The 25,836-nt window shown below is 55.3% G+C and carries 17 protein-coding genes and 3 tRNA genes; 17 read left to right on the forward strand and 3 right to left on the reverse strand.

Annotation, left to right across the window (positions count from 1 at the left end; genetic code table 11):
- The 11 genes from carB to pflA all read left to right on the forward strand — a co-directional run bounded on the left by carB (position 1) and on the right by pflA (position 11,746).
- The gene (gene carB / locus ACK8P7_RS07725; protein WP_410043641.1) at positions 1-3,219 is read left to right on the forward strand and encodes a carbamoyl-phosphate synthase large subunit; all 3,219 of its coding nucleotides are present in this window, start codon (positions 1-3) and stop codon (positions 3,217-3,219) included.
- Positions 3,220-3,232: 13 nt separating this feature from the next.
- On the forward strand, positions 3,233-4,168 hold the full coding sequence (gene arcC / locus ACK8P7_RS07730; protein ID WP_410043642.1) for a carbamate kinase: 936 nt from the start codon (positions 3,233-3,235) through the stop codon (positions 4,166-4,168).
- A 248-nt stretch (positions 4,169-4,416) separates the two neighbouring features.
- Positions 4,417-5,436, forward strand: coding sequence for a glycosyltransferase family 2 protein (locus tag ACK8P7_RS07735; RefSeq protein ID WP_410043643.1), 1,020 nt, complete (start codon positions 4,417-4,419; stop codon positions 5,434-5,436).
- A 137-nt stretch (positions 5,437-5,573) separates the two neighbouring features.
- Positions 5,574-5,646, forward strand: a tRNA-Val gene (locus tag ACK8P7_RS07740).
- Between the two features lie 47 nt (positions 5,647-5,693).
- Positions 5,694-5,767 (forward strand) — tRNA-Met (locus ACK8P7_RS07745).
- A gap of 365 nt (positions 5,768-6,132) precedes the next feature.
- Positions 6,133-6,837 (forward strand): phosphatase PAP2 family protein, encoded by a 705-nt coding sequence (locus ACK8P7_RS07750; RefSeq protein WP_410043644.1) that lies wholly within the window; start codon positions 6,133-6,135, stop codon positions 6,835-6,837.
- 96 nt (positions 6,838-6,933) lie between these two features.
- Positions 6,934-7,533, forward strand: a complete 600-nt coding sequence (locus tag ACK8P7_RS07755) for a DUF5662 family protein (RefSeq protein WP_410043645.1) — start codon at positions 6,934-6,936, stop codon at positions 7,531-7,533.
- Positions 7,534-7,751: 218 nt separating this feature from the next.
- Entirely contained in the window at positions 7,752-8,186 is a 435-nt protein-coding gene (locus tag ACK8P7_RS07760) for an RrF2 family transcriptional regulator (protein WP_410043646.1), read from the forward strand.
- 75 nt (positions 8,187-8,261) lie between these two features.
- Positions 8,262-8,335 (forward strand) — tRNA-Arg (locus tag ACK8P7_RS07765).
- A gap of 361 nt (positions 8,336-8,696) precedes the next feature.
- Positions 8,697-10,943, forward strand: a complete 2,247-nt coding sequence (pflB, locus tag ACK8P7_RS07770) for a formate C-acetyltransferase (protein ID WP_410043647.1) — start codon at positions 8,697-8,699, stop codon at positions 10,941-10,943.
- 65 nt (positions 10,944-11,008) lie between these two features.
- A complete protein-coding gene (gene pflA, locus ACK8P7_RS07775; RefSeq protein WP_410043648.1) occupies positions 11,009-11,746 on the forward strand; it encodes a pyruvate formate-lyase-activating protein in 738 nt (245 codons plus the stop codon).
- Positions 11,747-11,939: 193 nt separating this feature from the next.
- On the opposite strand, the gene ACK8P7_RS07780 is transcribed toward pflA, so the two are convergent.
- Complete coding sequence (locus tag ACK8P7_RS07780) at positions 11,940-13,544, reverse strand: helicase HerA-like domain-containing protein (RefSeq protein WP_410043649.1); 1,605 nt, start codon at positions 13,542-13,544, stop codon at positions 11,940-11,942.
- Positions 13,545-13,811: 267 nt separating this feature from the next.
- Between ACK8P7_RS07780 and ACK8P7_RS07785 the strand changes: the two genes are divergently transcribed.
- Positions 13,812-14,054, forward strand: coding sequence for an AbrB/MazE/SpoVT family DNA-binding domain-containing protein (locus ACK8P7_RS07785; RefSeq protein ID WP_410043650.1), 243 nt, complete (start codon positions 13,812-13,814; stop codon positions 14,052-14,054).
- Positions 14,048-14,359, forward strand: a complete 312-nt coding sequence (locus ACK8P7_RS07790) for a type II toxin-antitoxin system PemK/MazF family toxin (RefSeq protein WP_410043651.1) — start codon at positions 14,048-14,050, stop codon at positions 14,357-14,359. Before ACK8P7_RS07785 ends, ACK8P7_RS07790 begins: the two co-directional genes overlap by 7 nt.
- Positions 14,360-14,648: 289 nt before the next feature.
- Here ACK8P7_RS07790 and ACK8P7_RS07795 read toward each other — a convergent pair whose 3' ends face one another.
- Positions 14,649-15,521: a CPBP family intramembrane glutamic endopeptidase gene (locus ACK8P7_RS07795; RefSeq protein WP_410043652.1), complete on the reverse strand. Its 873-nt coding sequence runs from the start codon at positions 15,519-15,521 to the stop codon at positions 14,649-14,651.
- Between the two features lie 123 nt (positions 15,522-15,644).
- On the opposite strand from ACK8P7_RS07795, the gene recJ reads away from it, so the two are divergent.
- On the forward strand, positions 15,645-17,393 hold the full coding sequence (gene recJ, locus ACK8P7_RS07800) for a single-stranded-DNA-specific exonuclease RecJ (RefSeq protein WP_410043653.1): 1,749 nt from the start codon (positions 15,645-15,647) through the stop codon (positions 17,391-17,393).
- Between the two features lie 36 nt (positions 17,394-17,429).
- A complete protein-coding gene (glyA, locus tag ACK8P7_RS07805; RefSeq protein WP_410043654.1) occupies positions 17,430-18,683 on the forward strand; it encodes a serine hydroxymethyltransferase in 1,254 nt (417 codons plus the stop codon).
- 34 nt (positions 18,684-18,717) lie between these two features.
- On the opposite strand, the gene ACK8P7_RS07810 is transcribed toward glyA, so the two are convergent.
- Positions 18,718-23,097 (reverse strand): acyl-CoA dehydratase activase-related protein, encoded by a 4,380-nt coding sequence (locus ACK8P7_RS07810; protein WP_410043655.1) that lies wholly within the window; start codon positions 23,095-23,097, stop codon positions 18,718-18,720.
- Between the two features lie 432 nt (positions 23,098-23,529).
- On the opposite strand from ACK8P7_RS07810, the gene ACK8P7_RS07815 reads away from it, so the two are divergent.
- Together ACK8P7_RS07815 and pyk are read left to right on the forward strand one after the other, a co-directional pair.
- Positions 23,530-24,177: a hypothetical protein gene (locus ACK8P7_RS07815; protein WP_410043656.1), complete on the forward strand. Its 648-nt coding sequence runs from the start codon at positions 23,530-23,532 to the stop codon at positions 24,175-24,177.
- Between the two features lie 204 nt (positions 24,178-24,381).
- Complete coding sequence (gene pyk, locus ACK8P7_RS07820) at positions 24,382-25,812, forward strand: pyruvate kinase (protein WP_410043657.1); 1,431 nt, start codon at positions 24,382-24,384, stop codon at positions 25,810-25,812.
- Positions 25,813-25,836: the final 24 nt, after the last annotated feature.

Raw genomic sequence — 25,836 nt, forward strand, 5'->3', positions numbered from 1 at the left:
ATGAGAGATACAAGTATTAAGAAGGTCCTGATGATCGGTTCCGGTCCGATCGTCATCGGTCAGGCTGCGGAGTTCGACTACGCCGGCACCCAGGCCTGCCGTTCACTGAAGGAAGAGGGCGTCGAGGTCGTACTGCTGAACTCGAACCCGGCGACCATCATGACGGATAAGGATATCGCGGATCATGTATACATTGAGCCGCTGACCGTAGATGTACTGGAGAAGCTGATCGAGAAGGAGAAGCCAGACTCCATCCTGCCGACCCTCGGTGGTCAGGCGGGACTGAACCTGGCGATGGCACTGGACGAGTCCGGTTACCTCGCCTCCCATAACGTGCGCCTCATCGGTACCACGGCCCTCACCATCAAGAAGGCCGAGGATCGTCTCATGTTCAAGGAGACCATGGAGAAGATCGGTGAGCCGGTAGCGAAGTCAGAGGTCGTTCATGATCTCGAGCGTGGTCTCGAGGTCGCTGAGGAGATCGGTTATCCGGTCGTGCTGCGTCCGGCCTACACCCTCGGCGGTTCCGGTGGTGGTATCGCAGAGAACCGTGAGCAGTGCCAGGAAATCCTCGAGAACGGTCTCCGTCTCAGCCGCGTACACGAGGTTCTGGTCGAGCGCTGCATCGCCGGCTGGAAGGAAATCGAGTACGAGGTGATGCGTGATTCTGCGGGCAATGTCATCACCGTATGTAATATGGAGAACCTCGACCCGGTTGGCGTCCACACAGGTGACTCCATCGTCGTGGCTCCGTCCCAGACGCTGTCGGATAAGGAGTACCAGATGCTCCGTACCTCCGCGCTCAACATCATCACTGAGCTCGGCATCACTGGCGGCTGTAATGTACAGTATGCTCTGAACCCGGAGAGCTTCGAGTACTGTGTCATCGAGGTAAACCCTCGTGTATCCAGATCCTCCGCCCTCGCATCGAAGGCGACCGGTTACCCGATCGCGAAGGTGGCCGCGAAGATCGCACTGGGCTACACCCTCGATGAAATCAAGAACGCCGTTACCGGTAAGACCTACGCATCCTTCGAGCCGATGCTCGATTACTGTGTCGTCAAGATGCCACGTCTTCCGTTCGACAAGTTCATCACCGCAGAGCACATCCTCGGTACCCAGATGAAGGCGACCGGTGAGGTGATGGCGATTGCAAACAACTTCGAGGGCGGCCTCATGAAGGCCATCCGCTCCCTCGAGCAGCACGTCGATTCGCTGATGTCCTATGACTTCACGGATCTCGACGACCATGATCTTCATAAGCTGCTTCACCGCATCGATGACCGTCGTATCTGGGTCATCGCCGAGGCACTCCGCCGTGGCTACAGCTACGAGGAGATCCACAGCATCACGAAGATCGATGAGTGGTTTATCGATAAGCTGAAGATCATCGTAGACATGGAAAACAGACTCCACAGCGAGTCCATGAACGAGACCCTGCTTCGTGAAGCGAAGCGCATCGAATTCCCGGACAACGTCATTGCCCGCCTCAGCGGCTACAGCGAGGACGAGATTCGCGAGATGCGTGATAAGTGGGACATCCACGCTGCGTTCAAGATGGTGGATACCTGCGCCGCAGAGTTCGAGGCCGAGACCCCGTACTACTACAGCGTATTCGGCTCAGAGAACGAGGCGACCGGTGCCTTCCGCGATCCGAACAAGAAAAAGAAGGTACTCGTCCTCGGCTCCGGCCCGATCCGTATCGGCCAGGGTATCGAGTTCGATTTCTGCTCTGTACACAGTACATGGCAGTTCGAGCGTGAGGGCTATGAGACCATCATCATCAACAATAACCCGGAGACCGTTTCCACGGACTTCGATATCGCGGATAAGCTCTACTTCGAGCCGCTGACACCGGAAGATGTACGGAACGTTGTAGATGTGGAGAAGCCGGACGGAGCGGTCGTTCAGTTCGGTGGACAGACCGCTATCAAGCTGGCCGATGCCCTCCAGAAGATGGGTGTACCGATCCTCGGAACCCAGCAGGACGACGTCGATGCCGCAGAGGACCGTGAGCGTTTCGATGAGATTCTCCAGGAGACCGGTTGCCAGCGTGCCGCAGGTCAGACCGTATTTACGGCAGAGGAAGCGAAGGAAGCGGCCCATGTGCTGGGCTACCCGGTACTGGTACGTCCTTCCTACGTACTCGGTGGTGCCGGCATGCGTATCGCGATCAGCGATCAGGATATCGACGAGTACATCGGCGAGATCAACCAGATCGCACAGGAGCACCCGATCCTCGTCGATAAGTACATCCGTGGTACCGAGCTCGAGGTCGATGCGATCTGCGACGGTCAGGACATCCTGATCCCGGGCATCATGGAGCATATCGAGCGTACCGGTATCCACTCCGGCGACTCCATCTCCGTATACCCGCAGCGCAGCCTGACCCCGAAGGCGAAGGAACGCGTCATCGAGTATACTGAGCGTCTCGCGAAGGCCCTGCACGTCATCGGTATGGTCAATGTTCAGTTCATCGCAGATGGTGACGAGGTGTACATCATCGAGGTCAACCCTCGTTCCTCACGTACCGTTCCGTACATTAGTAAGGTAACCGGTATTCCGATCGTGCCGCTCGCCACACAGATCATCTGCGGCCACACGATCCGTGAGCTCGGCTACGAGCCGGGTCTCCAGAAGGAAGCCGACTACTACGCAATCAAGATGCCGGTATTCTCCTTCGAGAAGATCAAGGGTGCCGACATCAGCCTCGGACCGGAGATGAAGTCGACCGGTGAGTGCCTCGGTATCGCAAAGAGCTTCAACGAAGCACTGTACAAGGCATTCCAGGGCGCTGGCATCCAGCTTCCGAAGTATAAGAACATGGTCATCACCGTACGTGATGAGGATAAGGAAGAGATCACCCCGATCGCGAAGCGCTTCGAGCAGCTCGGCTACCGTATCTTCGCGACCCACGGCACCTACCAGGCACTCACCGAGGGCGGCGTCAAGTGCTTCCAGGTACGGAAGGTAGAGCAGGAGTCTCCGAACATCCTCGACCTCGTACTCGGCCATGAGCTCGACATCGTCATCGACGTTCCGAAGGAGGGCGCAGAGGCCTCCAAGGACGGTTTCGTGATCCGTCGTAATGCGGTCGAGACCGGTGTAAATGTACTGACAGCAGTGGATACGGCAAGAGCGCTTGCCACATCCCTCGAAAATAAGTCATCCGAGCTGCATCTCATCGATATCGCAGCTCTCGATGAAGAGAAGAATTAAGAGGAGGTACAGCATGAGCAAAAAGCGAATGGTCATTGCGCTCGGACATAAGGATCTGGGCTTTACCCTTCCGGAGCAGAAGGCCGCCGTTGCACGTACCGCAACGATGATCGGCGATTTCGTTGAGGACGGATACCAGGTGGCCCTGGTATTCTCCAACGCACCGCAGGTAGGTATGATCCACACTGCGATGAAGAATCTTACGGAGTCGAATCCGGAGCAGTATGTAAACACGCCGCTTCATGTATGCTCCGCGATGAGCCAGGGCATGATCGGCTACGACCTGCAGAACGCAGTGGGTGCCGATCTCGTGAAGAGGGGCATCTATAAGACGGCATCCACCATCATCACCCAGGTGATGGTTGATCCGTATGACGAGAGCTTCTACAATCCGATCAAGTGTGTCGGTAAGCTGATGAATGCCGAGGAGGCACGGAAGGAAGAGGAGAACGGTAACCATGTGGAGATGATCTCCGACGGCGTATTCCAGCGTGTCGTTTCCTCCCCGACCCCGAAGTCCATCGTCGAGATCGACGCCATCAAGGCACTCCTTGACGCGGATCAGGTCGTCATCGCCTGCGGCGGTGGCGGTATTCCGGTGCTTCGTCAGGGCAATAACCTGAAGGGGGCAGCCGCCGTCATCGAGAAGGACCGCACCGCAGCCCTCCTCGCAAAGGACGTCGACGCCGACATCCTGCTGATTACGACCGCCGTGGATCATGTATCCCTGAACTACGGTCAGGCGGATGAGAAGGCGATCGAAACCATGTCGATCGAGGATGCGAAGCAGTACATCCGCGACGGCCACTTTGAGTTCAAGTCCATGCAGCCGAAGGTAGAGGCCGGTGTCGACTTCGTCGAGTCCGGGAAAGACCGCAAGGCCATCATCACCTCGATGGAGCTCGCAGAGAAGGCCGTAGACGGCCTCGCAGGCACTACCATCCGGTAACAAGTTCAGCTATGGGGCCTCCGTTGCCGTCCCTCCAGGTCCCTCTGCCTGAACTGCTACGACCACCAGGAGAAGTCCCAAGCGGGGCTTCTCTTTTCTGTTTGTCATGTTTTGCATGGCGTGGTAGAATGAGCTCAATTATGGGAACTGATGGATAGCTGCGGGAACGCGTCCGGTGATCGGAACTGCCGGGCGGTGCAGCAGCGATAGTACAGGATATCCTGCGATATCCTGAGAAAAGAGGAAACATGAAGCTTGTCAGCTTTGCTATACCATGCTATAACTCTGCCGCCTATATGCGGAAGTGTATCGAGTCGATCCTTCCGGGTGGGGACGAGGTGGAGATCATCGTCGTTGACGACGGCTCGCAGAAGGATGACACCTTCGAGATTGCGAAGGAGTACGAGGCGAAGTACCCGGGAATCGTGAAGGCGGTGCATCAGGAGAACGGCGGCCACGGGGAGGCGGTCAATACCGGTCTCCGCAACGCGAGCGGCCTCTTCTATAAGGTCGTCGATTCTGACGACTGGCTCGATGACGAAGCCCTCCCGAAGGTGCTGGAGAAGCTCCGGGAGCTCATCATGGCCGGTACCCCGGTCGATATGTTCATCTGTAATTTCATTTACGATAAGGTCGGCCAGACCCATAAGAAGGTTATGCGCTACGAGTCGGCGCTCCCGAAGGACCGCATCTTCGGTTGGGACGAGGTGAAGCACTTCCACCTCGGACAGTACATCCTGATGCACTCCGTCATCTACCGCACACAGATGCTGCGTGACTGCGGCCTCGTGCTGCCGAAGCACACCTTCTACGTCGACAACATCTTCGTATACCAGCCGATTCCGAGCGTAGAGAAGATGTACTACATGGACGTCAACCTCTATCACTACTTTATCGGCCGCGATGATCAGTCGGTCAATGAAAGCGTCATGATCGGGCGCATTGACCAGCAGCTGAAGGTCAACCGGATCATGATCGACTGCTGTGACCTCACGAGGCTGAAGAGCCGCAAGAAGCGCCACTATATGTTCAGCTACCTCGAGATCATCACCACCATCTCCTCCGTGCTGGCCATCAAGTCCGGTGACCCGGAGAACATGCAGAAGAAAAAGGAGCTCTGGGACTACCTGAAGACAAGCAGCTTCCAGACCTGGCTCAAGATGCGCTTCTCCTTCCTCGGACAGGGCTGCAACTTCCGCCTGAAGGCCGGCAACGAACTCACGATCCTCTGCTACAAGCTCGCGCAGAAGTTCTACGGATTCAACTGATACATAGCAGGACCGCTTCGGCGGTCCTGAACGGTTACGGCCTGAAAATTTCCTTCAAAAAAAGTTTGGAAAAGCTGTTGACAAAGTTTGGCCGATTTAGTAATATACAGAGGTCGCAAAACGAGCGACACACGAACGGGGTCTTAGCTCAGCTGGGAGAGCATCTGCCTTACAAGCAGAGGGTCACAGGTTCGAGCCCTGTAGGCCCCACGTCTTCGGTCTGGGCTGCGTGTATACGCGGTCTGGGTCGGACATATGGCGAGATAGCTCAGTTGGCTAGAGCACGCGGTTCATACCCGCGGTGTCGAGAGTTCAAGTCTCCCTCTCGCTATCATTAAGCATCATGCGTAAGCATGGTGCTTTTCTTTTTGTAGTCCTGCAGCATTCCATTCAACGGATGTGTTTGAAAAAAATATCGTTTCTTCGGACCCCGCGCTGGCATCTATGACGACGAGAACTATATTCTTAAGAAATAGTTTTATGAAAAGATGCTGCAATTGTGTCCTTTTTGTTAAATCTTCCGAAATTAAATCCATCCTATTGAATCCGATTTTTCACGGTGCTAGTATTTCTAAATTGATAAAGTGAAACTTTGCGTATTTCTGAATTCGCCCGTTTCGGTAGCTCTGCAGTCCGACGAGAGTGGGACCGTGGATATACTTGGATTCGAACGTAAAACGTTCCGGAGGCCAGTGGATGGATAAAATCAAAAAGTTTATACAGCGCTATCGTCACGCATGGATTCTGTCGTATGCGCTGATCTATATTACCTGGTTCAGCTACCTTGAAAAGACGATCAATCATCAGGTCAGCTTCCATGTCATGCATGCAGCGCTTGACGATAAAATCCCCTTCTGTGAGTATTTCATCATCCCGTACATGCTGTGGTTTGCTTATGTCGCCGTCGCGGTTCTGTACTTCATGTTTAAGAACAGGGATGATTTTTACCGCCTCTGTGCCTTCCTGTTCAGCGGCATGACGATCAGCCTGATCATCTGCTCGGTTTTCCCGAACGGCACGGATTTTCGCCCCATCCTCGACCCGGCGAAAAACATCTTCACGCGGATCGTCGCCTGGCTCTATCGTACCGACACCTGCACGAACGTCTTCCCGAGCATTCACTGCTATAACTCGATCGGCGTCGCCATCGCTGTTCTCCACTCGCAGGACATCGCGGCCTCGAAGCATGGGCGTCTGGTGAAGTTTGCGTCCACGATCCTCGCGATCCTGATCTGCATGAGCACCATGGCACTCAAACAGCACAGCGTGTATGACGTCGCCGGCGCCATCATCCTCGCCTCCATCGTGTTCGAGTTCACCTACGGCTACCCGCTTCTTCAGCGCAGCCCGCAGGACCGCCACGCACAGCGCGAGCATGCAACGGAACGTTACTGGCGCTGAATCTTGAATCCCTCGTGTGACGAAGTGGTCACGCGAGGGTTCTTTTTATGAAATGATAGGGTATAATCTGAGCATAGAAGAGAAGAGGTGAAGACGATGGAGAAGAATCATAAGACAGTGCAGACGGGCCTTCCGCGCTATCTCTGGAATGCGGTACATCACTTCCGAACGATCAACCGTCATAAGCGCGAAGTCATGAAAAACTGCTTCCGCGTAGGCCTCTATAAGCAGGGGCTGCTTCATGACCTCTCGAAGTACAGCTGGACCGAGTTTAAAACCGGTGTGAAGTACTATCAGGGCTATCGCAGCCCGAACACGGCAGAACGCCTCGAAACGGGCCTGTGTGAGGCCTGGCTCCATCATAAGGGTCGGAATAAGCATCACTTCGAGTACTGGGTCGATTACGACACGAAAAAGAAAGCCACGATGGTCGGCTGCCGCATGCCATACCGCTATGTCGCCGAGATGTTCTGCGACCGTGTCGCGGCCTCGAAGGTCTACAAAGGCGCGGATTATGACGACAGCTGTCCGTGGGCGTATTTCCAGCCGTGCAAGGATTCCCCGCTCCTCGAGCCGGAAACCCGGCGTGAAATCACCGAGCTTCTGTGGATGCTGAAAACCGAAGGCGAGGAAAAAACCTTCGCCTATCTGAAGAAGGAGATCGCCCGTCGCCGCCGCGAAAAGGACCATTTCTAATGAATATCACGTGGCGCGCCTGCAGGTGAGTGGGTCCCGGTGATGTCTTCGTGGCGAACGTATGTGAAGCTGTGCCTTAAGGCACAGCTTCTTTGAAATCAGGGGGCGTTCGGAGGGTTGCCCCTATCGCCTCGACTTGATTAAATTCTAGCTGCGTGGTAGGATTAATGAAGTATCGACAGAATGTAGAGACTTGAACAGTATGAGGTGAGAGGAACATGATGATTTCAACCAAGGGCCGCTATGCCCTGACAACCCTGATAGATATCGCGCAGAACTTCGACGGTGTGACTCCGGTCAGCATCAAGGAGATTTCAGATCGCCAGAAGATCTCGATGAAGTACCTCGAGCAGATCATCTCCCTGATGGTGAAGGGCGGCTTCCTGAAGTCCATCCGTGGTGCGAAGGGCGGATATCTTTTTACCCGTCCGATTGATCAGATCAAGGTCGGTGAGATCCTCGACGCCGCAGAAGGTACCCTCGCCCCGGTAGACTGCGTAAACGGTACGAGCACCTGTGCGAAATCCGCCAGCTGCCCAACCTTCCCCCTCTATAAGGAAATCGACAACGCCATCTACGAAGTCGTGAACCGCTACACCCTGAAGGACCTCGTCGACCAGTCGAGTGCTGAAAGCAGCTCCTGCACGACGTAAAAAAATTCAAATTTATGCTTGACATTTGCTCTTCTCTTCTGTAATATAACACTTGCGTTTGAGAGAAACGCTTATGCGCGCGTAGCTCAGCTGGATAGAGCGTCTGGCTACGGACCAGAAGGTCGCGAGTTCGAATCTTGTCGCACGCATGATCGTGTATGAGCACAAACGAAAGAGCCCGGAAACAAGTTTACTTGTTTCCGGGCTCTTTCGTTTGTGCTCATATAGGAGCATCGCTCCTAATCGGGGCACGACTGTGCCCCGATTGCACGATCAAGTGCGCCAAGAGTGTAGTGCGAAGCCGGGCATCGTTCCCGATCCACAGCCGGCCCGACGGGCGTCGTCACCGGCTTTCCGGGCCGTCTGCATTGTCCTCATGTTCTAATTAGAAAACATCGAAAATTTAATAGTTAAATCGTTGACGAATCTGCCCTCTATGCTTTATATTAGCACGCGTAAAGAGTATTGAATCCTGTATACAAAGACAACATGGTAGAAAGAGGAGAAGATATGAGAGAAGAATGGAGAGGCTTTAAAACCGGACATTGGGTAAAGGACGTCAATGTTCGTTCATTCATCCAGGAGAATTACACCGTTTATGATGGTGATTCCAGCTTCCTTGCTGGTCCGACCGAAGCGACAGAGAAGCTTTGGAACGAGGTACAGGCACTTCAGAAGGAAGAGCGTGCAAAGGGCGGCGTGCTCGATATGGAGACCAAGGTCGTTTCCGGCATCACCGCTTACGGCGCAGCATATATCAACGAGGCAGAGAAGGATCTCGAGCAGGTCGTAGGTCTTCAGACTGATAAGCCGCTGAAGAGAGCATTCATGCCATACGGTGGTATCAAGATGGCAGAGCAGGCCTGCTCCACCTATGGTTACACACCGGATCCTGAGCTTCACAAGATCTTCACCGAGTACCACAAGACCCACAACCAGGGCGTTTTCGATGCGTACACACCGGAGATGATGAAGGCTCGTCATAACAAGATTCTCACTGGTCTTCCAGATACCTACGGCCGTGGTCGTATCGTCGGCGACTACAGAAGAGTGGCGCTCTACGGTATCGATTTCCTGATCCAGGAGAAGATGGCTGATTATGCCAACACCGGTGACGGAACCATGACCGATAACGTCATCCGTCAGAGAGAGGAGATCTCCGATCAGGTGCGTGCCCTCAAGCAGATGAAGGAGATGGCACAGAGCTACGGTTATGACATTTCCGTACCTGCAAAGAACGCGAAGGAAGCCGTTCAGTGGCTCTACTTCGGTTACCTCGCAGCGATCAAGACCCAGAACGGTGCTGCGATGTCCGTTGGTCGTGTATCTACATTCCTTGATATCTATATCGAGCGTGATCTTAAGGAAGGTACACTTACCGAGAAGCAGGCACAGGAGCTCATCGACCACTTCGTTATGAAGCTTCGTATGGTCAAGTTCGCACGTATCCCGTCCTACAACCAGCTCTTCTCCGGTGACCCGGTTTGGGCTACCCTTGAGGTCGGTGGTATGGGCCAGGATGGCAGATCCATGGTTACGAAGAGTGACTACCGTTTCCTGCACACCCTCGAGAACATGGGCCCGGCTCCAGAGCCAAACCTTACGGTTCTTTACACGAAGAGACTTCCGGAGAACTTCAAGAAGTACGCTGCAGAGATTTCTGTTCGCACTTCCTCCATCCAGTACGAGAACGATGATGTCATGCGTCCGGTATGGGGCGACGACTACTCCATCTGCTGCTGCGTATCTGCGACACAGACCGGTAAGGAGATGCAGTTCTTTGGTGCACGTGCTAACCTTGCAAAGTGCCTTCTCTACGCAATCAACGGCGGTATCGATGAGAAGAGCAAGCAGCAGGTAGGTCCGGAGTACCGTCCGATCACTTCTGAGTACCTCGATTATGATGAGGTGATGGCGAAGTACGATCGTATGATGGACTGGCTCGCAGGCATCTACGTAAACGTTCTGAACCTGATTCAGTACATGCACGACAAGTATTACTATGAGGCAGCGGAGATGGCCCTCATCGACACTGATGTTCGTCGTACCTTCGCAACCGGTATCGCCGGCTTCTCACACGTGGTGGACTCTCTTTCCGCGATCAAGTATGCACGCGTAAAGACCGTACGTGATGAGGATGGTCTCGTAACCGATTATGTTGTAGAGGGCGATTTTCCTCGTTATGGCAATGATGACGACCGTGCCGATGATATCGCGGTTGATCTTCTTCGCACCTTCCTCACGAAGATCAAGAAGCACCACACCTACCGTGATTCCGAGCCGACCACATCCATCCTTACCATCACATCCAATGTCGTTTACGGTAAGGCAACCGGTGCTCTTCCGGATGGTCGTCCGGCAGGCGCTCCGCTTTCACCGGGAGCAAACCCAAGCTACGGTGCAGAGAAGTCCGGTCTTCTGGCTTCCCTGAACTCGGTTGCGAAGCTTCCATACGAGTATGCACTCGATGGTATCTCCAACACCCAGACCATCAACCCGAGCGCACTCGGCCATACCGAGGACGAGCAGTCGAACACCCTCGTTCGCGTTATGGATGGTTACTTCGCAAAGGGCGCACACCATGTGAATGTAAACGTCTTCGGCGTAGAGAAGCTGAAGGATGCGATGGAGCACCCGGAGAAGCCAGAGTACGCAAACTTCACGATCCGTGTATCCGGCTATGCGGTTAAGTTCATCGACCTTACGAGAGAGCAGCAGCTCGACGTAATCTCCAGAACAGAGCACAAGTCCCTGTAATACAGCACTATAAAGACAGGATGAGGGAGTGGACAGCACTCCCTCATGTTTTTTAAGGAGGAACTATGGCAGAATCCATCAAAGGTGCAATTCACTCCATCGAGACCTTCGGCGCCGTGGACGGTCCGGGCATCCGATATACGATCTTTCTGAAGGGCTGTCACATGCGCTGCCGCTACTGCCACAATCCGGACACCTGGACCCTGCAGAGCGACGACATGCGCACCGCGGACGAGCTCCTCGACCACGCAGAGCGCTACCGCGAGTACTGGGGCGAGCAGGGCGGCATCACGGTCAGCGGCGGCGACCCGCTCGTGCAGATCGACTTCGTGCTCGAGCTCTTCCAGAAGGCGAAGGCGCGCGGTATCAGCACCTGTCTCGACACCTCGGCGCAGCCGTTCACCCGCGAAGAGCCATTTATCTCGAAGTTTGAGGCATTGGCCCAAGTGACGGACACGGTCCTCTTCGACATCAAGGAAATCGACGACGAGAAACATAAGGCCCTGACCGGTTGGACGAACCGGAACATCCTCGACTGTGCGCATTATCTCAGCGACCACGGCGTCGCGATGTGGATCCGCCACGTCCTCGTGCCGGGCCTCACCGACTCGGATGAAGAGCTCATCGCGACCCGGAAGTTCATCGACGAACTGAAGACCGTGCAGAAGGTCGAAGTCCTGCCGTACCACACCCTCGGCACCTTCAAGTACGAAAAGCTCGGTATCCCATACACCCTCGAGGGCGTAAACCCGCCGACGAACGAAAGCGTACAGCACGCAAAGGAAATCCTCGGCGCGGTATGAAAGCATAAAAAAACAGCAGGGCGATGTCGTCGCCCCGCTGATTCTTCAGAGACGTCCTCACGGGCGTCTCTTTCGCTGTGCTGGATTTATAATCATGTAACATTTTATGAAAAAATAACCGTCCAGCCGGGTGGATGTAATCCTCCTGGCTGAACGGCCATTCCATCAAATAGAAATCAGGTCGGAACAGAGTTTATTTCCCAAACAGTGTATCGAGAATGCCACGACCGAGCGCTGCACCGACGTTGCCGCCGACGCGCTTTCCGAAGCTGCCCATGAAGCTTTTTCCGACGGCACCGCCGACTTCACGGCCGAGGGTGCCGGCGGTGGTGCGGCCGACGGATTTCACGATGCGTTCCTGATCCTTTTTCGCTTTTTCTTCGGCTCTCGCTTTTGCGAGGGCCTCTTTTTCTGCGAGCTTCGCCTGCTCCTTTGCTTCCTTCTCCGCGAGCTTTGCGGCTTCCGCTTCCTCCGCTGCGCGCGCAGCATTTGCAGTAGCTTCATCAGTCAGGCGCTTCAGGAATTCATAGGCCGAGTCGCGGTCGATGGTCTCGTCGTATTTTCCGCAGAGATCTGAGGAGACGATCGCAGCGAGACGCGCTGTCTCATCGATGGTGCCCATCCGGGAGGCCGGTGGGAGCACCGCACAGCGACGGACGACTTCCGGCTTGCCATCACGGTCGAGGAAGGAAATCAGCGCTTCACCGGTGCCGAGGCTCTGAAGCGCCTCGATGGTGTCGAAGCTCGGGTTTACACGGAAGGACGCTGCTGCGGCCTTCACCTTCTTCTCCTCGCTCGGGGTATACGCATGAAGTGCATGCTCTACCTTATGGCCGAGCTGCGCGAGCACAGCATCCGGGATGTCGCTCGGGTTCTGGGTGATAAAGTACACGCCGATGCCCTTCGAGCGGATGAGCTTCACCACCTGCTCGATCTTCTCGATGAGCGCCTTCGGTGCGCCATTAAAAAGAAGGTGCGCCTCATCGAAGAAGAAGACCATCTTCGGCTTCTCCGGGTCCCCGACCTCCGGCATCTGCTCGAAAAGCTCGCTCAGCATGAAGAGCATGAAGGTCGAGTAGATCAGTGGATTCTGAATCGTCGACTCCGCGTCGAGGATATTGATCATGCCACGGCCGACACTGTTCGTACGGAGGAAATCCGCGATGTCGATCGCCGGTTCACCGAAGAACGTATCACCACCGGCGGTTTCAAGCGCGACGACGGAACGCAGAATCGCATTCAGCGAGGCCGTCGCCATATTGCCATACTCGGATGAGTATTTCTTATTATTTTCTGCGACGTACTGTACCATCGCCCGAAGATCCTTCGTGTCGAGCAGAAGCAGATTCTCTTCATCCGCGATACGGAAGATGATCGTCAGGATATCGGTCTGCAGCTGTGTGAGGCCGAGGAGCCGTCCGAGCAGGGTCGGTCCGAACTCACTGATGGTCGTGCGAAGCGGAAGGCCCTTCTTCCCATCGATATCCCAGAACTGTGTCGGGTAGGCCTCGTACTGGAAGCCCGCCGGTGTGAGGCCGAAACGCGCGATGCGATTCTGCATGTTTTCAGAATCGACGCCCGGCAGGATCATACCAGCGAGGTCGCCCTTTACATCCGACAGAAAGACCGGCACACCCATGTCACTGAAGGACTCCGCCAGTACCTTCAGGGTGATGGTTTTACCTGTGCCGGTAGCACCCGCGATCAAGCCATGGCGGTTCGCCATCTTCGGCAGGATATAGACCTTCTCCTGCGTATCCATGTCCACTGCTGCCCAGACTTTTTCGTTATAAAACATAAAAAGAACCTCCTCCGGAGAATATTCAAAGCTGTTCGGCAGCGCTTTCGCCCACTGCCTGTCTGATGTCAGAACACCGTTCTGACATCAGACTATAATTAAATATATTCTACCATGGATGGGGGGTCTTTGGAATGATTTTCCATTGTTTGCCTTTTGCCCTGGTCTTTCCTAGTAACAGTTTAGCCGGGACTTCCTCACCCCCAGCTTGACGAAAAGCCTCCTCTGTGGTATACACATGGTATATACTAACAGAGGAGGTTTTATATGCAGGCACAAGTGAAGGCATGGGGAAACAGTCAGGGAATCAGAATTTCCAAAGACATTCTGAATGAAGCACATATATCCGTAAATGATATCCTGGAAGTGAAAGTCAGCGATGGACAAATTCTGTTGGCAAAGCCATTCCGTCATAGAACGCTCGAAGAGCGCGCGAAGGAATATGGCGGAAAACTAAATCTGGATGGTGAATTTGACTGGGGCGAGCCATTAGGAAGAGAGGCATGGTGATGGCGGAAACTGTTCATCAGGGAGATGTACTGAAAGTCGATAAGATCAAACTCCCCGTACTTGTCGTGAGCAAAGATTTCTTTAATCAGACGGGCGAAATAATAGCCTGTCCTGTCTACAATGCGGGAAGAGATGATGCTTTGCACATTCATATTCAAACCCAGAACATGGACGGATATGTTCACTGTGAAAAGCTGGCATTACTCGATCTTAACGCCAGAGGTTTTGTGAAGTTAAACAGTTTACATATGAATGACATCATGAATATTACAGATGCTATCCAGGGAATATTTGATTATATTTGAAATAGAAGATAAATATAGATACTGATATCAATGGGTTCATACGAGGATGCCCGGAGGGGCCGCGCCAGAAACCATACAGAGAGTTCGTGAATAAATCCAAATTGGGCCCTTAGAACCAGTTAGTTATAATTTCCTTAGCACCCTCTGCAACGCTGAGTTTTCATAAAGAAAACTCAGCGATTGCAGAGGGCTTACTGGTTCTTAGGGCCCAATTTGTGATTTTTCCGAACTCGGAGTACTGTGTTTCTGGCACGGCCCCTCCGGGCGTCCTCGCAGTTATTATAGTGTCTCACTCGAAAATACTGAGGATGGTGAGTCCGATGAAAAGCAGGTTAACGACGATGACAGCGGGTGTCGTGAACCAGGCCCTCACCATCGCTGGAAAGCTGTGTTCGCTTCGACAGAAGCTGCACAGCTTTTTAAAGTTTCGAAGCAGTGTTACGGCGGTCACGATCATCCCCCCGTAGATGAACACGAGATAAATGAGACTTACGAGCGTACTGTCCCCGCCGAGATTATTGAAGAAGAGCGCGAAGGCGTTGTTGCTGAGATGCATGAGGATCGCGCAGGCGAAGCCGTAGCGCTCCCGGATGAAGGCGAGCAGCGCCCCGACGAAGAGCGCTGTCAGAAGCTGCATCAGATTCCCGTGCATGAGCCCGAAGAGCAGCGCACTGATGACGATCGCGAAGAGCTGCCCACAGTGCCGGAGCTGATTATAGATGAGCCCGCGGAACAGGCACTCCTCCACGAAGGGCGCGACGACCACGGCATACAGAATCATCCAGAAGCCGGTCATCCGCCCACTCGCGACCTCCGTCGCATACTCCATCGTGAAGCCCTGCTGGTGCAGAAATGCCTCCACCGGAGTCAGCAGGATCGAGCTGAAGGCCTGCAGCCCGTAGATCATCATCAGCAGCCAGAGATACGTAAGTGGCCCGAAACGCGCATGCGTCGTCCGCGGGATCCCATCGCCTCCGAGCAGGAGCAGCACGAGCACCAGCCCGAACAGACTCACCGCGATCATCGTGAAGTCCTCCTGCTGATAGACCGCCGACCCATACTGGATCAGAAAACCACTGCCCACCTGGAACAGAAATTCATATAGAAGAAGCGCGAGCGCGACCTTCGTGAAACGCCGCTTCGCCGGATATTGAAAACTCATCTGTCTGCTAAACCCTTCTTTTATGCTATACTGATTAAGTTACGTAACAGTTCGGTTAAGGGGGCTCCCTGCCTGAACTGTAGCTAAATTACTAATATACACCAAAAACCTGAAGGACAACACATGAAAAAATGGTTCATCTATAACAAGAAGGCGGATTTCAAGGCGGTCGCGGCAGCACACCACATCGATCAGGTGACGGCGCGTATCCTCCGTAACCGTGAGATCAACTCGGATGCGCAGATCGAGCAGTACCTGCATGGCTCCCTCGAGGAGCTTCACTCGCCGCTCCTCCTGCCGGATGCGATCCGCTGCATGAATCATCTGAACCGCGCGATCCAGGAGGACCGCCATATCCGTATCGTCGGTGATTACGACGTCGATGGCGTGTGCGCGACCTACATCCTCTATACCGGCCTCCAGCGCCTCGGCGCGCAGGTCGACTACGTGCTGCCGGATCGCATCCGGGACGGTTACGGCATCAACGTGCACATCATCGACCAGGCGAAGGCGGACGGCGTCAGCGTGATCCTCACCTGCGACAACGGCATCAGCGCCATCGAGGAGATGAAGCATGCGCGTGACCTCGGCCTCACCGTGCTGATCACGGACCACCATGACATCCGCCAGCGGGACGACGAGGACTACGGCTGCGAGTCGCGGGATATCCTGCCGCCGGCGAGTGCGGTCGTCGACGCGAAGCGCGAGGACAGCCGCTACCCGTATACCGAGATCTGTGGCGCGGTCGTCGCCTGGAAGATCATCACCCTGCTCTACCAGAACCGCGGGCTTCCGCAGGACGCGTACCTCGATTTCCTCGAGTTTGCCGCCATCGCGACCGTCTGCGACGTCGTCGAGCTCCAGGATGAGAACCGCATCATCGTGAAGTTCGGCCTCCAGCAGATTCGGCAGACGACGAATCCGGGCCTCCGCGCACTGCTCGACGTGCAGGGCCTCCTCGAGAAGGAGCATATCACGAGTTACCACATCGGCTATATCATCGGCCCGTGTATCAATGCAGGCGGCCGGCTCCGCAGTGCCGAGATCGCACTGTCGCTCTTTACCACCACGGACCCGTCGGAGGCCCTTGCAAAGGCGGTGAAGCTGAAGGAGCTGAACGATGTCCGAAAGGATATGACGATCGAGGCGACGAAGGAAGCCTATGCGCAGGTAGAGCAGCAGTATATGTCCGATCCGGTACTCGTCATCTACCTTCCGAAGCTGCATGAGAGCCTCGCCGGCATCGTCGCCGGTCGCCTCCGCGAGAAGTATTACCGTCCGGCTTTCGTGGTCACCGACGCCGAGGATGGAGAAGACGGCACCCTCATGGCGAAGGGCTCCGGTCGAAGCATCGATGCCTATCCGATGTCGGAGCGCCTCGCCGAGGTGGCGGAGCTTCTCACGAAGTTCGGCGGCCATCCCCTTGCGGCCGGGTTCAGCCTCCCGCGCGACAACATTGACCGCTTCCGTACGGCTCTCAACGCGCGCTGCGGTCTTCAGCTCGACCAGCTCGTAGATAAGCTCTGGATCGATGTACCGATGCCGGTAAGCTATGTTACGGAGGAGCTGATCCATGAATTCGATCGCCTCGAGCCGTATGGAAAGGGCAACGAAAAACCGTGCTTCGCCGAAAAGAACCTCCGCATCCTCGAGGCCCGCGTGCTCGGTAAGGGGCGGAACGTCGTGCGCCTGCAGCTCCTCTCGCTGCAGGGAACCTCGATCTCCGGTATCCTCTTCACGGATGGCGATGCCTTCATGCGAAATAAGGGCACGAAATCCCTGATAGATGTGGTTTACTACCCGGAAGTGAATGAATATAATGGATTTAAAAGTCTGCAGATCGTCATCGAGGATTATCAGCTGAGGGCGTGAGCAGGCCGGCATGAAGACAGAAAGAGGAGGCAGATTATGATCAAGGAAGTAATGAACTACATCGCACAGGCAGATCCGGAAATCGGCGCGGCGATTCTTCGCGAGTATGACCGCCAGATGCACAACATCGAGCTCATCGCATCAGAGAATATCGTATCCGGCCCGGCCATGATGGCCATGGGCACCGTGCTGACCAACAAGTACGCCGAGGGTTACCCTGGCAAGCGCTACTACGGTGGCTGCGTCAATGTCGACGAAATCGAGACCATCGCGATCGAGCGTGCGAAGAAGCTGTTCGGCTGTGAGTATGCGAACGTGCAGCCACACTCCGGTGCACAGGCAAACATGGCCGTCACCATGGCGATCTGCGAGCCCGGTGACACGATCATGGGCATGTCCCTCGACGCCGGCGGACACCTCACCCACGGTTCACCAGCGAACTTCTCCGGCCGCTTTTATAACATCGTCCCGTACGGCATCAACGCCGACGGCTACATCGATTATGACGAGGTCGAGGCCCTCGCGATGAAGCATCATCCGAAGATGATCATCGCCGGTGCCTCCGCATATCCGCGTATCATCGACTTCAAGCGCTTCCGTGAAATCGCCGACAGGTGCGGTGCCGTGCTCTGGGTAGATATGGCCCACATCGCCGGACTCGTCGCAGCCGGCCTTCACCCGTCACCGATCCCATACGCGGACGTGACGACCACGACGACCCACAAGACCCTTCGTGGACCACGTGGCGGCCTCATCCTGTCCAGTGCAGAGACCGCTGAGCGCTTCAAGTTCAACAAGAATGTCTTCCCGGGCAGCCAGGGCGGCCCGCTCGAGCACGTCATCGCCGGTAAGGCCATCTGCTTCGGTGAAGCACTGAAGCCAGAGTTCAAGACCTATCAGGAGCAGATCGTGAAGAACTGTAAGGCACTCGCCGACGCCATGATGGCGAAGGGCTTCAAGCTCGTTTCCGGCGGTACCGACAACCACCTGATGCTGGTGGATCTCACAAACATCCCAGACCTCACCGGTAAGACCCTGCAGAACAACTGTGATGAAGTACACATCACCCTGAACCGCAACGCCATCCCGAACGACCCACGCTCCCCGTTCGTCACCTCCGGCGTCCGCATCGGTACCGCGGCTGTCACCACCCGTGGCTTCACCGAAGCCGACATGGCACCGATCGCCGACTGCATCTGGAACGTCGCTACAAACTTCGAAGCGACAAAGGACGACGTCACCGCAAAGGTACTTGAGCTCACAAAGGCACACCCGATCTACGAAGGATAAGCAAAAAGCCGAGGCAATTGCCTCGGCTTTTTGCTTACTTCGACTTTAAATTATTCTGCGCAACCGTCAGCATCAGCTTGATACGATTCAGCTGATTCACCTCCGACGCACCCGGATCGTAATCCACCGCGATGATGTTCGCATCCGGATGATGCCGCTTCAGCTCCTTGATGACGCCCTTCCCCACGATGTGGTTCGGGAGACAGCCGAACGGCTGCGTACAGATGATATTCTCGACACCCTCGCCGATCAGCTCGAGCATCTCACCCGTTAGGAACCAGCCCTCACCGGTCTGATTACCCAGCGACACATATTCCCGCGCCATCTTCGCGAACTCATGGATATCGCCAGGCGGCGTGAAGCGTGCAGACTGCGCAAACGCCTTCCGTGCGGTCTTCCGGAAGAACTCAAGCAGCGTGATCGCCGCATTGCAGAGCGTCTTGCCCTTCCAGCCGGCCCCCAGATTCTCGTACTTGAAATTCTGGTTGTAGAAGCAGTAGAGCAGGAAGTCCATGAGATCCGGCATGACGGCCTCCGCCCCCTCGCGCTCGAGCAGCTCCACGATATGGTTGTTCGCGAGCGGCGAGAACTTGACGAGGATCTCGCCGACGATCCCGACCTTCGGCTTCCGGAGGCCCTCCTGCAGCGGCAGCACATCGAAATCATGGATGATGCCGCGCACGTTCCGTGAGAACGCACTCATCGAGGAGGATTTCTTCTGGAATGATGTGATGCAGGTCTTCACCCACTTCTGGTGCAGCGCCTCGGCAGCACCCGGTGTCTGCTCATACGGCCGTGTCGCATAGAGACAGCGCATGAAGATGTCACCATAAACGACCGCCTGCATAGCCTTCGTCAGCAGCGGGAGTGTGATCTTGAAGCCCGGTGTAGTCTCCATGCCGTTCGCATTGAGCGAAATCACCGGAATCTGCGCCATACCGGCATGCTCGAGGGCACGTCGGATGAAGCCAATGTAGTTAGACGCACGGCAGCCGCCACCCGTCTGGGACATGATGACCGCAGTGTGATCGAGGTCGTACTTTCCAGAGTTCAGCGCATCCATGATCTGACCGACCACGATGATGGAAGGGTAGCAGGCATCGTTGTTCACGTACTTGAGACCCGTATCGATCGCTGTCCGGTTTGCGTTGTTCAGGACTTCGACCTTATAACCGCAGGCGCGGATGGCCGGCTCGATCAGCTCGAAGTGGATCGGGGACATCTGCGGGCAGAGGATGGTGTAGCCCTCGTCCTTCATGTCCTTCGTGAAGAGCTTACGATCATAGCTGGCCGGACGCAGCGTACGCTCGTAGTGCTTCTCCTCCCGGACACGGATTGCCGCGATCAGCGAACGCACACGGATACGTGCCGCGCCGAGGTTGTTGACCTCATCGATCTTCAGCACGGTGTAAATCTTATCAGAACCGTTCAGAATATCCCGTACCTGATCCACGGTGACGGCATCGAGGCCGCAGCCGAAGGAGTTCAGCTGGATGAGATCGAGGTCCTCACGGGTCTTCACGAAGGAAGCCGCGCGATAGAGGCGGGTATGGTACATCCACTGGTCGGTGACGATCAGCGGACGCTCCACCTCGCCGAGATGGGAGATGGAATCCTCGGTCAGCACCGCGAAGTTGTAGCTCGTGATCAGCTCCGGGATACCATGGTTGATTTCCGGATCCACGTGGTATGGACGACCCGCCAGCACGATGCCGCGGTGGCCGGTCTCCTTCATCCAGCGGAGGGTTTCCTCACCCTTCTTCTCCATATCCTGATGCGCACGCTCGAGCTCTGCCCAGGCCTCATGCGCCGCCGAGCGGATCTCCTGCTCGGTGAAATTCCACTTCTTAAACTGCTCGCCGATCTTCTCGAGGGTGAGCTCGCCGACCGGACGGATCGAATCCTCGATGCGGTCCGGATGGACGAAGACCTTCACGAGCTGGTCCGTGCAGATCTTCTCGTTCGTCAGCGCGAGGAACGGCTTCATGAAGAGGACGGAGTTGTTCTGCAGGTCCTCGACATTGTTAACGATATTCTCTGCATAGGAGGTGACCATCGGGCAGTTGTAGTGATTGCCGGCATCCGGCGTCTCGTTCCGCTCGTATGGGATGCACGGGTACCAGATGAACTTCTGCCCGTGCTTCATCAGCCACTCGATGTGGCCGTGTGCGATCTTCGCCGGGTAGCACTCAGACTCGGACGGGATCGTCTCGATGCCGAGCTCGTAGATCTGACGTGTGCTGGCCGGGGACAGTACGGTCCGGAACTTCAGCTCACGGAAGAAGGTCGCCCAGAACGGATAGTTCTCGTACATGTTGAGGACGCGCGGGATACCCACCTCGCCACGCTCGGCGAGATCGATCGGGAGCGGCTCGTAATCAAACATGCGCTTCATCTTATAAGCGAAGAGGTTCGGAATGTCCGACTTCGCCTTCGCCTTTCCGAGACCACGCTCACAGCGGTTACCGGAGATGAAGTTCCGGCCGGCACCGAACTGGTTGATGGTCAGGACGCAGTGGTTGTTGCAGCCCTGGCAGCGTGCCATGCGGGTCGTGTACTGGAGGTGGATAATATCATCGATCGGAAGCATGCTGGTCTGCACGCGTCCGTAAGCGGTGAGCGGAACATCCTTTTCCTCACCCGGCTTCATCGCACGAAGATGTTCGTTCTTCAGCTGATAACGCTCGCGTGCGATCAGTGCTGCGCCGAAGGCACCCATGATGCCGGCGATATCCGGACGGGTGACATGGGCGTCGAGGAGGTTCTCGAAGGCACGGAGGACGGCATCGTTATAGAAGGTACCACCCTGTACGACGATGTGCTGGCCGAGATCCTTCGCATCTGTGACCTTGATGACCTTATAGAGTGCGTTCTTGATGACGGAGTAGGCGAGGCCGGCAGAGATATCGCCGACGCTTGCCCCCTCCTTCTGCGCCTGCTTGACGTTCGAGTTCATGAACACGGTACAGCGGGAGCCGAGGTCGGTCGGGTTCGCTGCATAGAGTGCCTCGTGCGCGAAGTCGATCACGGAGTAGTCCAGTGAGCGCGCGAAGGTCTCGAGGAAGGAGCCACAGCCGGACGAGCAGGCTTCGTTAAGCTGCACCGAATCGACGGTGCCATCCTTGATGCGGATGCACTTCATGTCCTGGCCGCCGATGTCGAGGATACAGTCGACCTCCGGCTCGAAGAACGCAGCTGCATAGTAGTGGGAGATGGTCTCCACCTCGCCCTCGTCGAGCTGGAAGGCGGACTTCAGGAGTGCCTCACCGTAACCGGTGGAGCAGCTGTAGGCGATGCGTGCGTCGGAAGGCAGCAGGTCCCGGATTTCCTTCATGGACTTGATGGCCGTTGCGATCGGCGATCCCTCGTTGTTTGCATAGAACTTGTAGAGAAGCTCACCCTGCTCGGAAACGAGGGCCAGCTTCGTCGTGGTGGAGCCGGCATCGATGCCGAGGAAGACATTGCCGTGATATGTACTGAGGTCGGCTGTCTTTACGCGCGCCTGCGCATGACGTTGCGTGAATTCCTGATACTCAGCCTCGCTATGGAAGAGCGGGTCCATACGCTTGATCTCGGTATCCATCTGGATGCCGTGACGGAGCTGCTCGATGAGAGACGTGATGGATACAGCTTCCGCGTCCTCCGGGCAGTTCAGACAGGAGCCGATCGCCGCGAAGAGATGGCTGTTCTCCGGCTCGATGATCTCATCACCCTGCAGATGGAGGGTACGGATGAAGGCCTTGCGGAGCTCCGGCATGAAGTGAAGCGGGCCGCCAAGGAAGGCGACGTGACCACGGATCGGCTTGCCCTGTGCGAGGCCGGAGATGGTCTGGTTGACGACCGCCTGGAAGATAGACGCCGCGAGATCCTCGCGCGCCGCACCCTCGTTGATCAGCGGCTGGATATCCGTCTTTGCGAAGACACCACAGCGTGCGGCGATCGGGTAGATCATCTGATAACCGGCGGCGAGATCGTTGAGACCGGCCGCGTCGGTATGAAGGAGGGAGGCCATCTGGTCAATGAAGGAGCCCGTACCGCCGGCACAGATGCCGTTCATGCGCTGGTCGATCCCACCCTTGAAATATATGATTTTTGCGTCCTCGCCGCCGAGCTCGATGGCGACGTCCGTATCCGGACGGTAGTCCTTGAGCGCGGTTGCGACCGCGACGACTTCCTGACAGAAGAAAACATGCATGTGCTTGCTCAGCGTCAGTCCACCAGAACCGGTGATGACCGACGCGAGGCGGATTTCACCCAGCGTCTCCTTCGCTTCCTCGAGAATATCTGCCAGCGTGCCCTGGATATCCGCGTGATGACGGCGGTAGTCCGAGAACAGAAGCTGTTTCGCCTGATCGAGGATGGCGATCTTTACGGTTGTAGAACCAATGTCGATTCCGAGTCTATACTCTTGCATGATATAACCTCTTATTACCTATATACTTTCCTGGCACCTGATTCTTAATTATTAGAAAGATCAAAGTGTTCTGAATAGCTACCTATATTTATATAGAATAACAAAGTAGCATTGTAGCATTTAAAAAATGGGGGTTCAATCGGCATAATCATAAAACTTTTGTTAAATCAGTAACGTTTTCATCGCTTTTATTATATTTTCTGAGCATATCTTGTGAGGTGTATGGCATCCGTTGCCCTCCCTTTCGTATCCCCTGCCTGAACGGTCAGCAGAACGCTGCGTGGAGTGCTCGCCTTTACATATATTTCTCTTGAAAAAGAAGGGCGTAACACGTATACTTCTAGCGTATTTCACGTTCATGATGGGTTACTAGTATCTGAATGTCGAAATTGATAATTTAATAACTGTGTGATGAACTGAAAGGAGTATATATTGACTTTTTATCAGAAGCTGGAGCGGAGATTCGGGAAGTATGCAGTGCCGAATCTTATGAAGTATATCTGCGTGATCTATGTGGTGGGTTACCTCATCCAGATGTTTAATCCACTTCTTTATTTTTATTATCTGGATCTGGATGCGGAGGCGATTCTGCATGGTCATATCTGGCGGATCATCACCTTTATTTTCTATCCGCCATCGACGAGCTTCCTGTGGATGATCGTCGCGCTGTTCGTCTACTACAGTCTGGGGATGACGCTGGAGCGCGTCTGGGGGACATTTAAGTATAATTTCTTCTATTTTACAGGCGTGATTCTGCTGGTACTGGCGGCGATCCTGATTTATCTGGTGACCGGTTATTCAGTACAGCTGTATCCGACCTACATGACCTTCAGTATCTTCCTGGCGTATGCCCTGACGTTTCCGGAGACGACCTTCCTTCTGTACTTCATCATCCCGATCAAGGCGAAGTGGCTGGCGATCGCAGAGGTGGTCCTCTATCTATTCTATTTTGTGGCCCTTCCGGGCCTCGGCAACAAGGTGGCGATCCTTGTGAGTCTGCTAAATGTAGCGTTGTTCTTCCTTCTGACGAATCAGCGACCGAAGAACAGAAACATCTATAACATGCGGGATTTCCGCTGACGCACGGCGGCGATCGATATGCGCGAAGTTGTCGACCTGCAGGGCAGCAGGAGGGGCGGTGGTCATCCGAACGTCAGGCGAGAGGCCATCGGCCTTCCGACCGGAGACATTGGCCCATGAAACTGCGAGCATGCACCGGTTTTCCCGGCGCTTGACATAAATGCCGGACACAGTACCGGCCGGTTCTAAAAAGAGGAGAATTTTATGAGAAAGACGAAGATTGTATGTACACTTGGACCGAATGAGAACGATTACGAGCTGATGAAGAAGCTCGCAGAGAAGATGGACGTGGCACGTTTCAACTTCTCCCATGGCAGCCACCAGGAGCACCTCGGCCGTCTCGCGCTGCTGAAGCAGGCACGCAAGGATACCGGTCGTGAGATCGCCGCGCTGCTTGACACGAAGGGACCGGAGATTCGTACCGGTGAGCTCGAGGACCACAAGAAGGTGATGCTCGAGGCGGGCAACGAAATCGTCCTGACCATCGACGAGTGCATCGGAAATGCATCGCGTGTATACATTAACTATAACGGGCTCAATGAAGACGTCCAGGAGGGCAGCACCATCCTGATCGATGATGGCCTGATCGGCCTCAAGGTGCAGCGCGTCGAGGGTGCGGACATCCACTGCCTCATCACAAACGGCGGCGAGCTCGGTGAGAAGAAGGGTGTCAATGTTCCGAACGTAAGCATTCGCCTTCCGGGCCTGACCGAGAAGGATATCGAGGACATCAAGTTCGGTATCGAAGAGGGCTTCGATTTCGTAGCCGCTTCCTTCGTGCGTAATGCGGAGGCCATCGAGCAGATTCGTGCACTGATCGACGAGGCAGGCTCCAGCATGAAGATCATCGCGAAGATCGAGTCTCAGGAGGGCCTGGATAACCTCGATGCCATCATCGCAGCCGCCGATGGTATCATGGTGGCCCGTGGCGACCTCGGTGTGGAGATCGACGCGAAGCGTCTCCCGCAGCTCCAGAAGGAGATGATCCACAAGTGTAACTTCGCAGGCAAGCTCGTCATCACCGCAACCCAGATGCTCGATTCCATGATCCGTAATCCGCGTCCGACGAGAGCGGAAGTGACCGACGTTGCAAATGCGGTTTATAACGGAACCGACGCTGTCATGCTGTCTGGTGAGACCGCAGCCGGCAAGTATCCGGTCGAGGCCCTCGATATGATGGCGTCCGTCGTCGAGTATACCGAGCAGTTCCTCGACTACACACAGTATAAGATGCGCAACGTCGATGAGAGCACCTATGCAAATATTTCCAATGCTGTCTGCGCAGCTTCTGTCACCACTGCGAGTGAGCTTGACGCCAAGGCACTGATCGTACCGACGCTCTCCGGCTCGACCGCAAAGCTGATTTCGAAGTACCGCCCGAAGACCCACATCTATGCGATGTCCCCGAGCCAGGCGACCGTTCGCCAGATGATGCTCCTCTGGGGCGTCACCCCGATCTGGGCGAGAAGAGCTGACACCACCGACGAACTCTTCGAGTCCTCCATGGAGGAGCTTCGCGAGCGCAGCATCGTCGAGAAGGGCGACCTCTGCGTCATCACCGCCGGCGTACTGTCCCGCATGACCCGCAACCAGCCGGTGACCGCGACGAATATCATGAGAGTAATGCAGGCCTGATCGCAAAGAGATGCCCCAAAAGAT

This window comes from Oribacterium sp. P9 (genome assembly GCF_046365365.1).
Lineage (GTDB): Bacteria > Bacillota > Clostridia > Lachnospirales > Lachnospiraceae > Oribacterium.

Coding starts and splice junctions, on each gene's coding strand:
- ACK8P7_RS07785 (WP_410043650.1), top strand. CDS start 13,812: ATGCAGGCACAAGTGAAGGCATGGGGAAACAGTCAGGGAATCAGAATT.
- ACK8P7_RS07735 (WP_410043643.1), top strand. CDS start 4,417: ATGAAGCTTGTCAGCTTTGCTATACCATGCTATAACTCTGCCGCCTAT.
- arcC (WP_410043642.1), top strand. CDS start 3,233: ATGAGCAAAAAGCGAATGGTCATTGCGCTCGGACATAAGGATCTGGGC.
- recJ (WP_410043653.1), top strand. CDS start 15,645: ATGAAAAAATGGTTCATCTATAACAAGAAGGCGGATTTCAAGGCGGTC.
- carB (WP_410043641.1), top strand. CDS start 1: ATGAGAGATACAAGTATTAAGAAGGTCCTGATGATCGGTTCCGGTCCG.
- ACK8P7_RS07790 (WP_410043651.1), top strand. CDS start 14,048: ATGGTGATGGCGGAAACTGTTCATCAGGGAGATGTACTGAAAGTCGAT.
- pflB (WP_410043647.1), top strand. CDS start 8,697: ATGAGAGAAGAATGGAGAGGCTTTAAAACCGGACATTGGGTAAAGGAC.
- ACK8P7_RS07750 (WP_410043644.1), top strand. CDS start 6,133: ATGGATAAAATCAAAAAGTTTATACAGCGCTATCGTCACGCATGGATT.
- ACK8P7_RS07760 (WP_410043646.1), top strand. CDS start 7,752: ATGATGATTTCAACCAAGGGCCGCTATGCCCTGACAACCCTGATAGAT.
- pflA (WP_410043648.1), top strand. CDS start 11,009: ATGGCAGAATCCATCAAAGGTGCAATTCACTCCATCGAGACCTTCGGC.
- ACK8P7_RS07755 (WP_410043645.1), top strand. CDS start 6,934: ATGGAGAAGAATCATAAGACAGTGCAGACGGGCCTTCCGCGCTATCTC.
- ACK8P7_RS07795 (WP_410043652.1), bottom strand. CDS start 15,521: ATGAGTTTTCAATATCCGGCGAAGCGGCGTTTCACGAAGGTCGCGCTC.
- ACK8P7_RS07810 (WP_410043655.1), bottom strand. CDS start 23,097: ATGCAAGAGTATAGACTCGGAATCGACATTGGTTCTACAACCGTAAAG.
- pyk (WP_410043657.1), top strand. CDS start 24,382: ATGAGAAAGACGAAGATTGTATGTACACTTGGACCGAATGAGAACGAT.
- ACK8P7_RS07780 (WP_410043649.1), bottom strand. CDS start 13,544: ATGTTTTATAACGAAAAAGTCTGGGCAGCAGTGGACATGGATACGCAG.
- glyA (WP_410043654.1), top strand. CDS start 17,430: ATGATCAAGGAAGTAATGAACTACATCGCACAGGCAGATCCGGAAATC.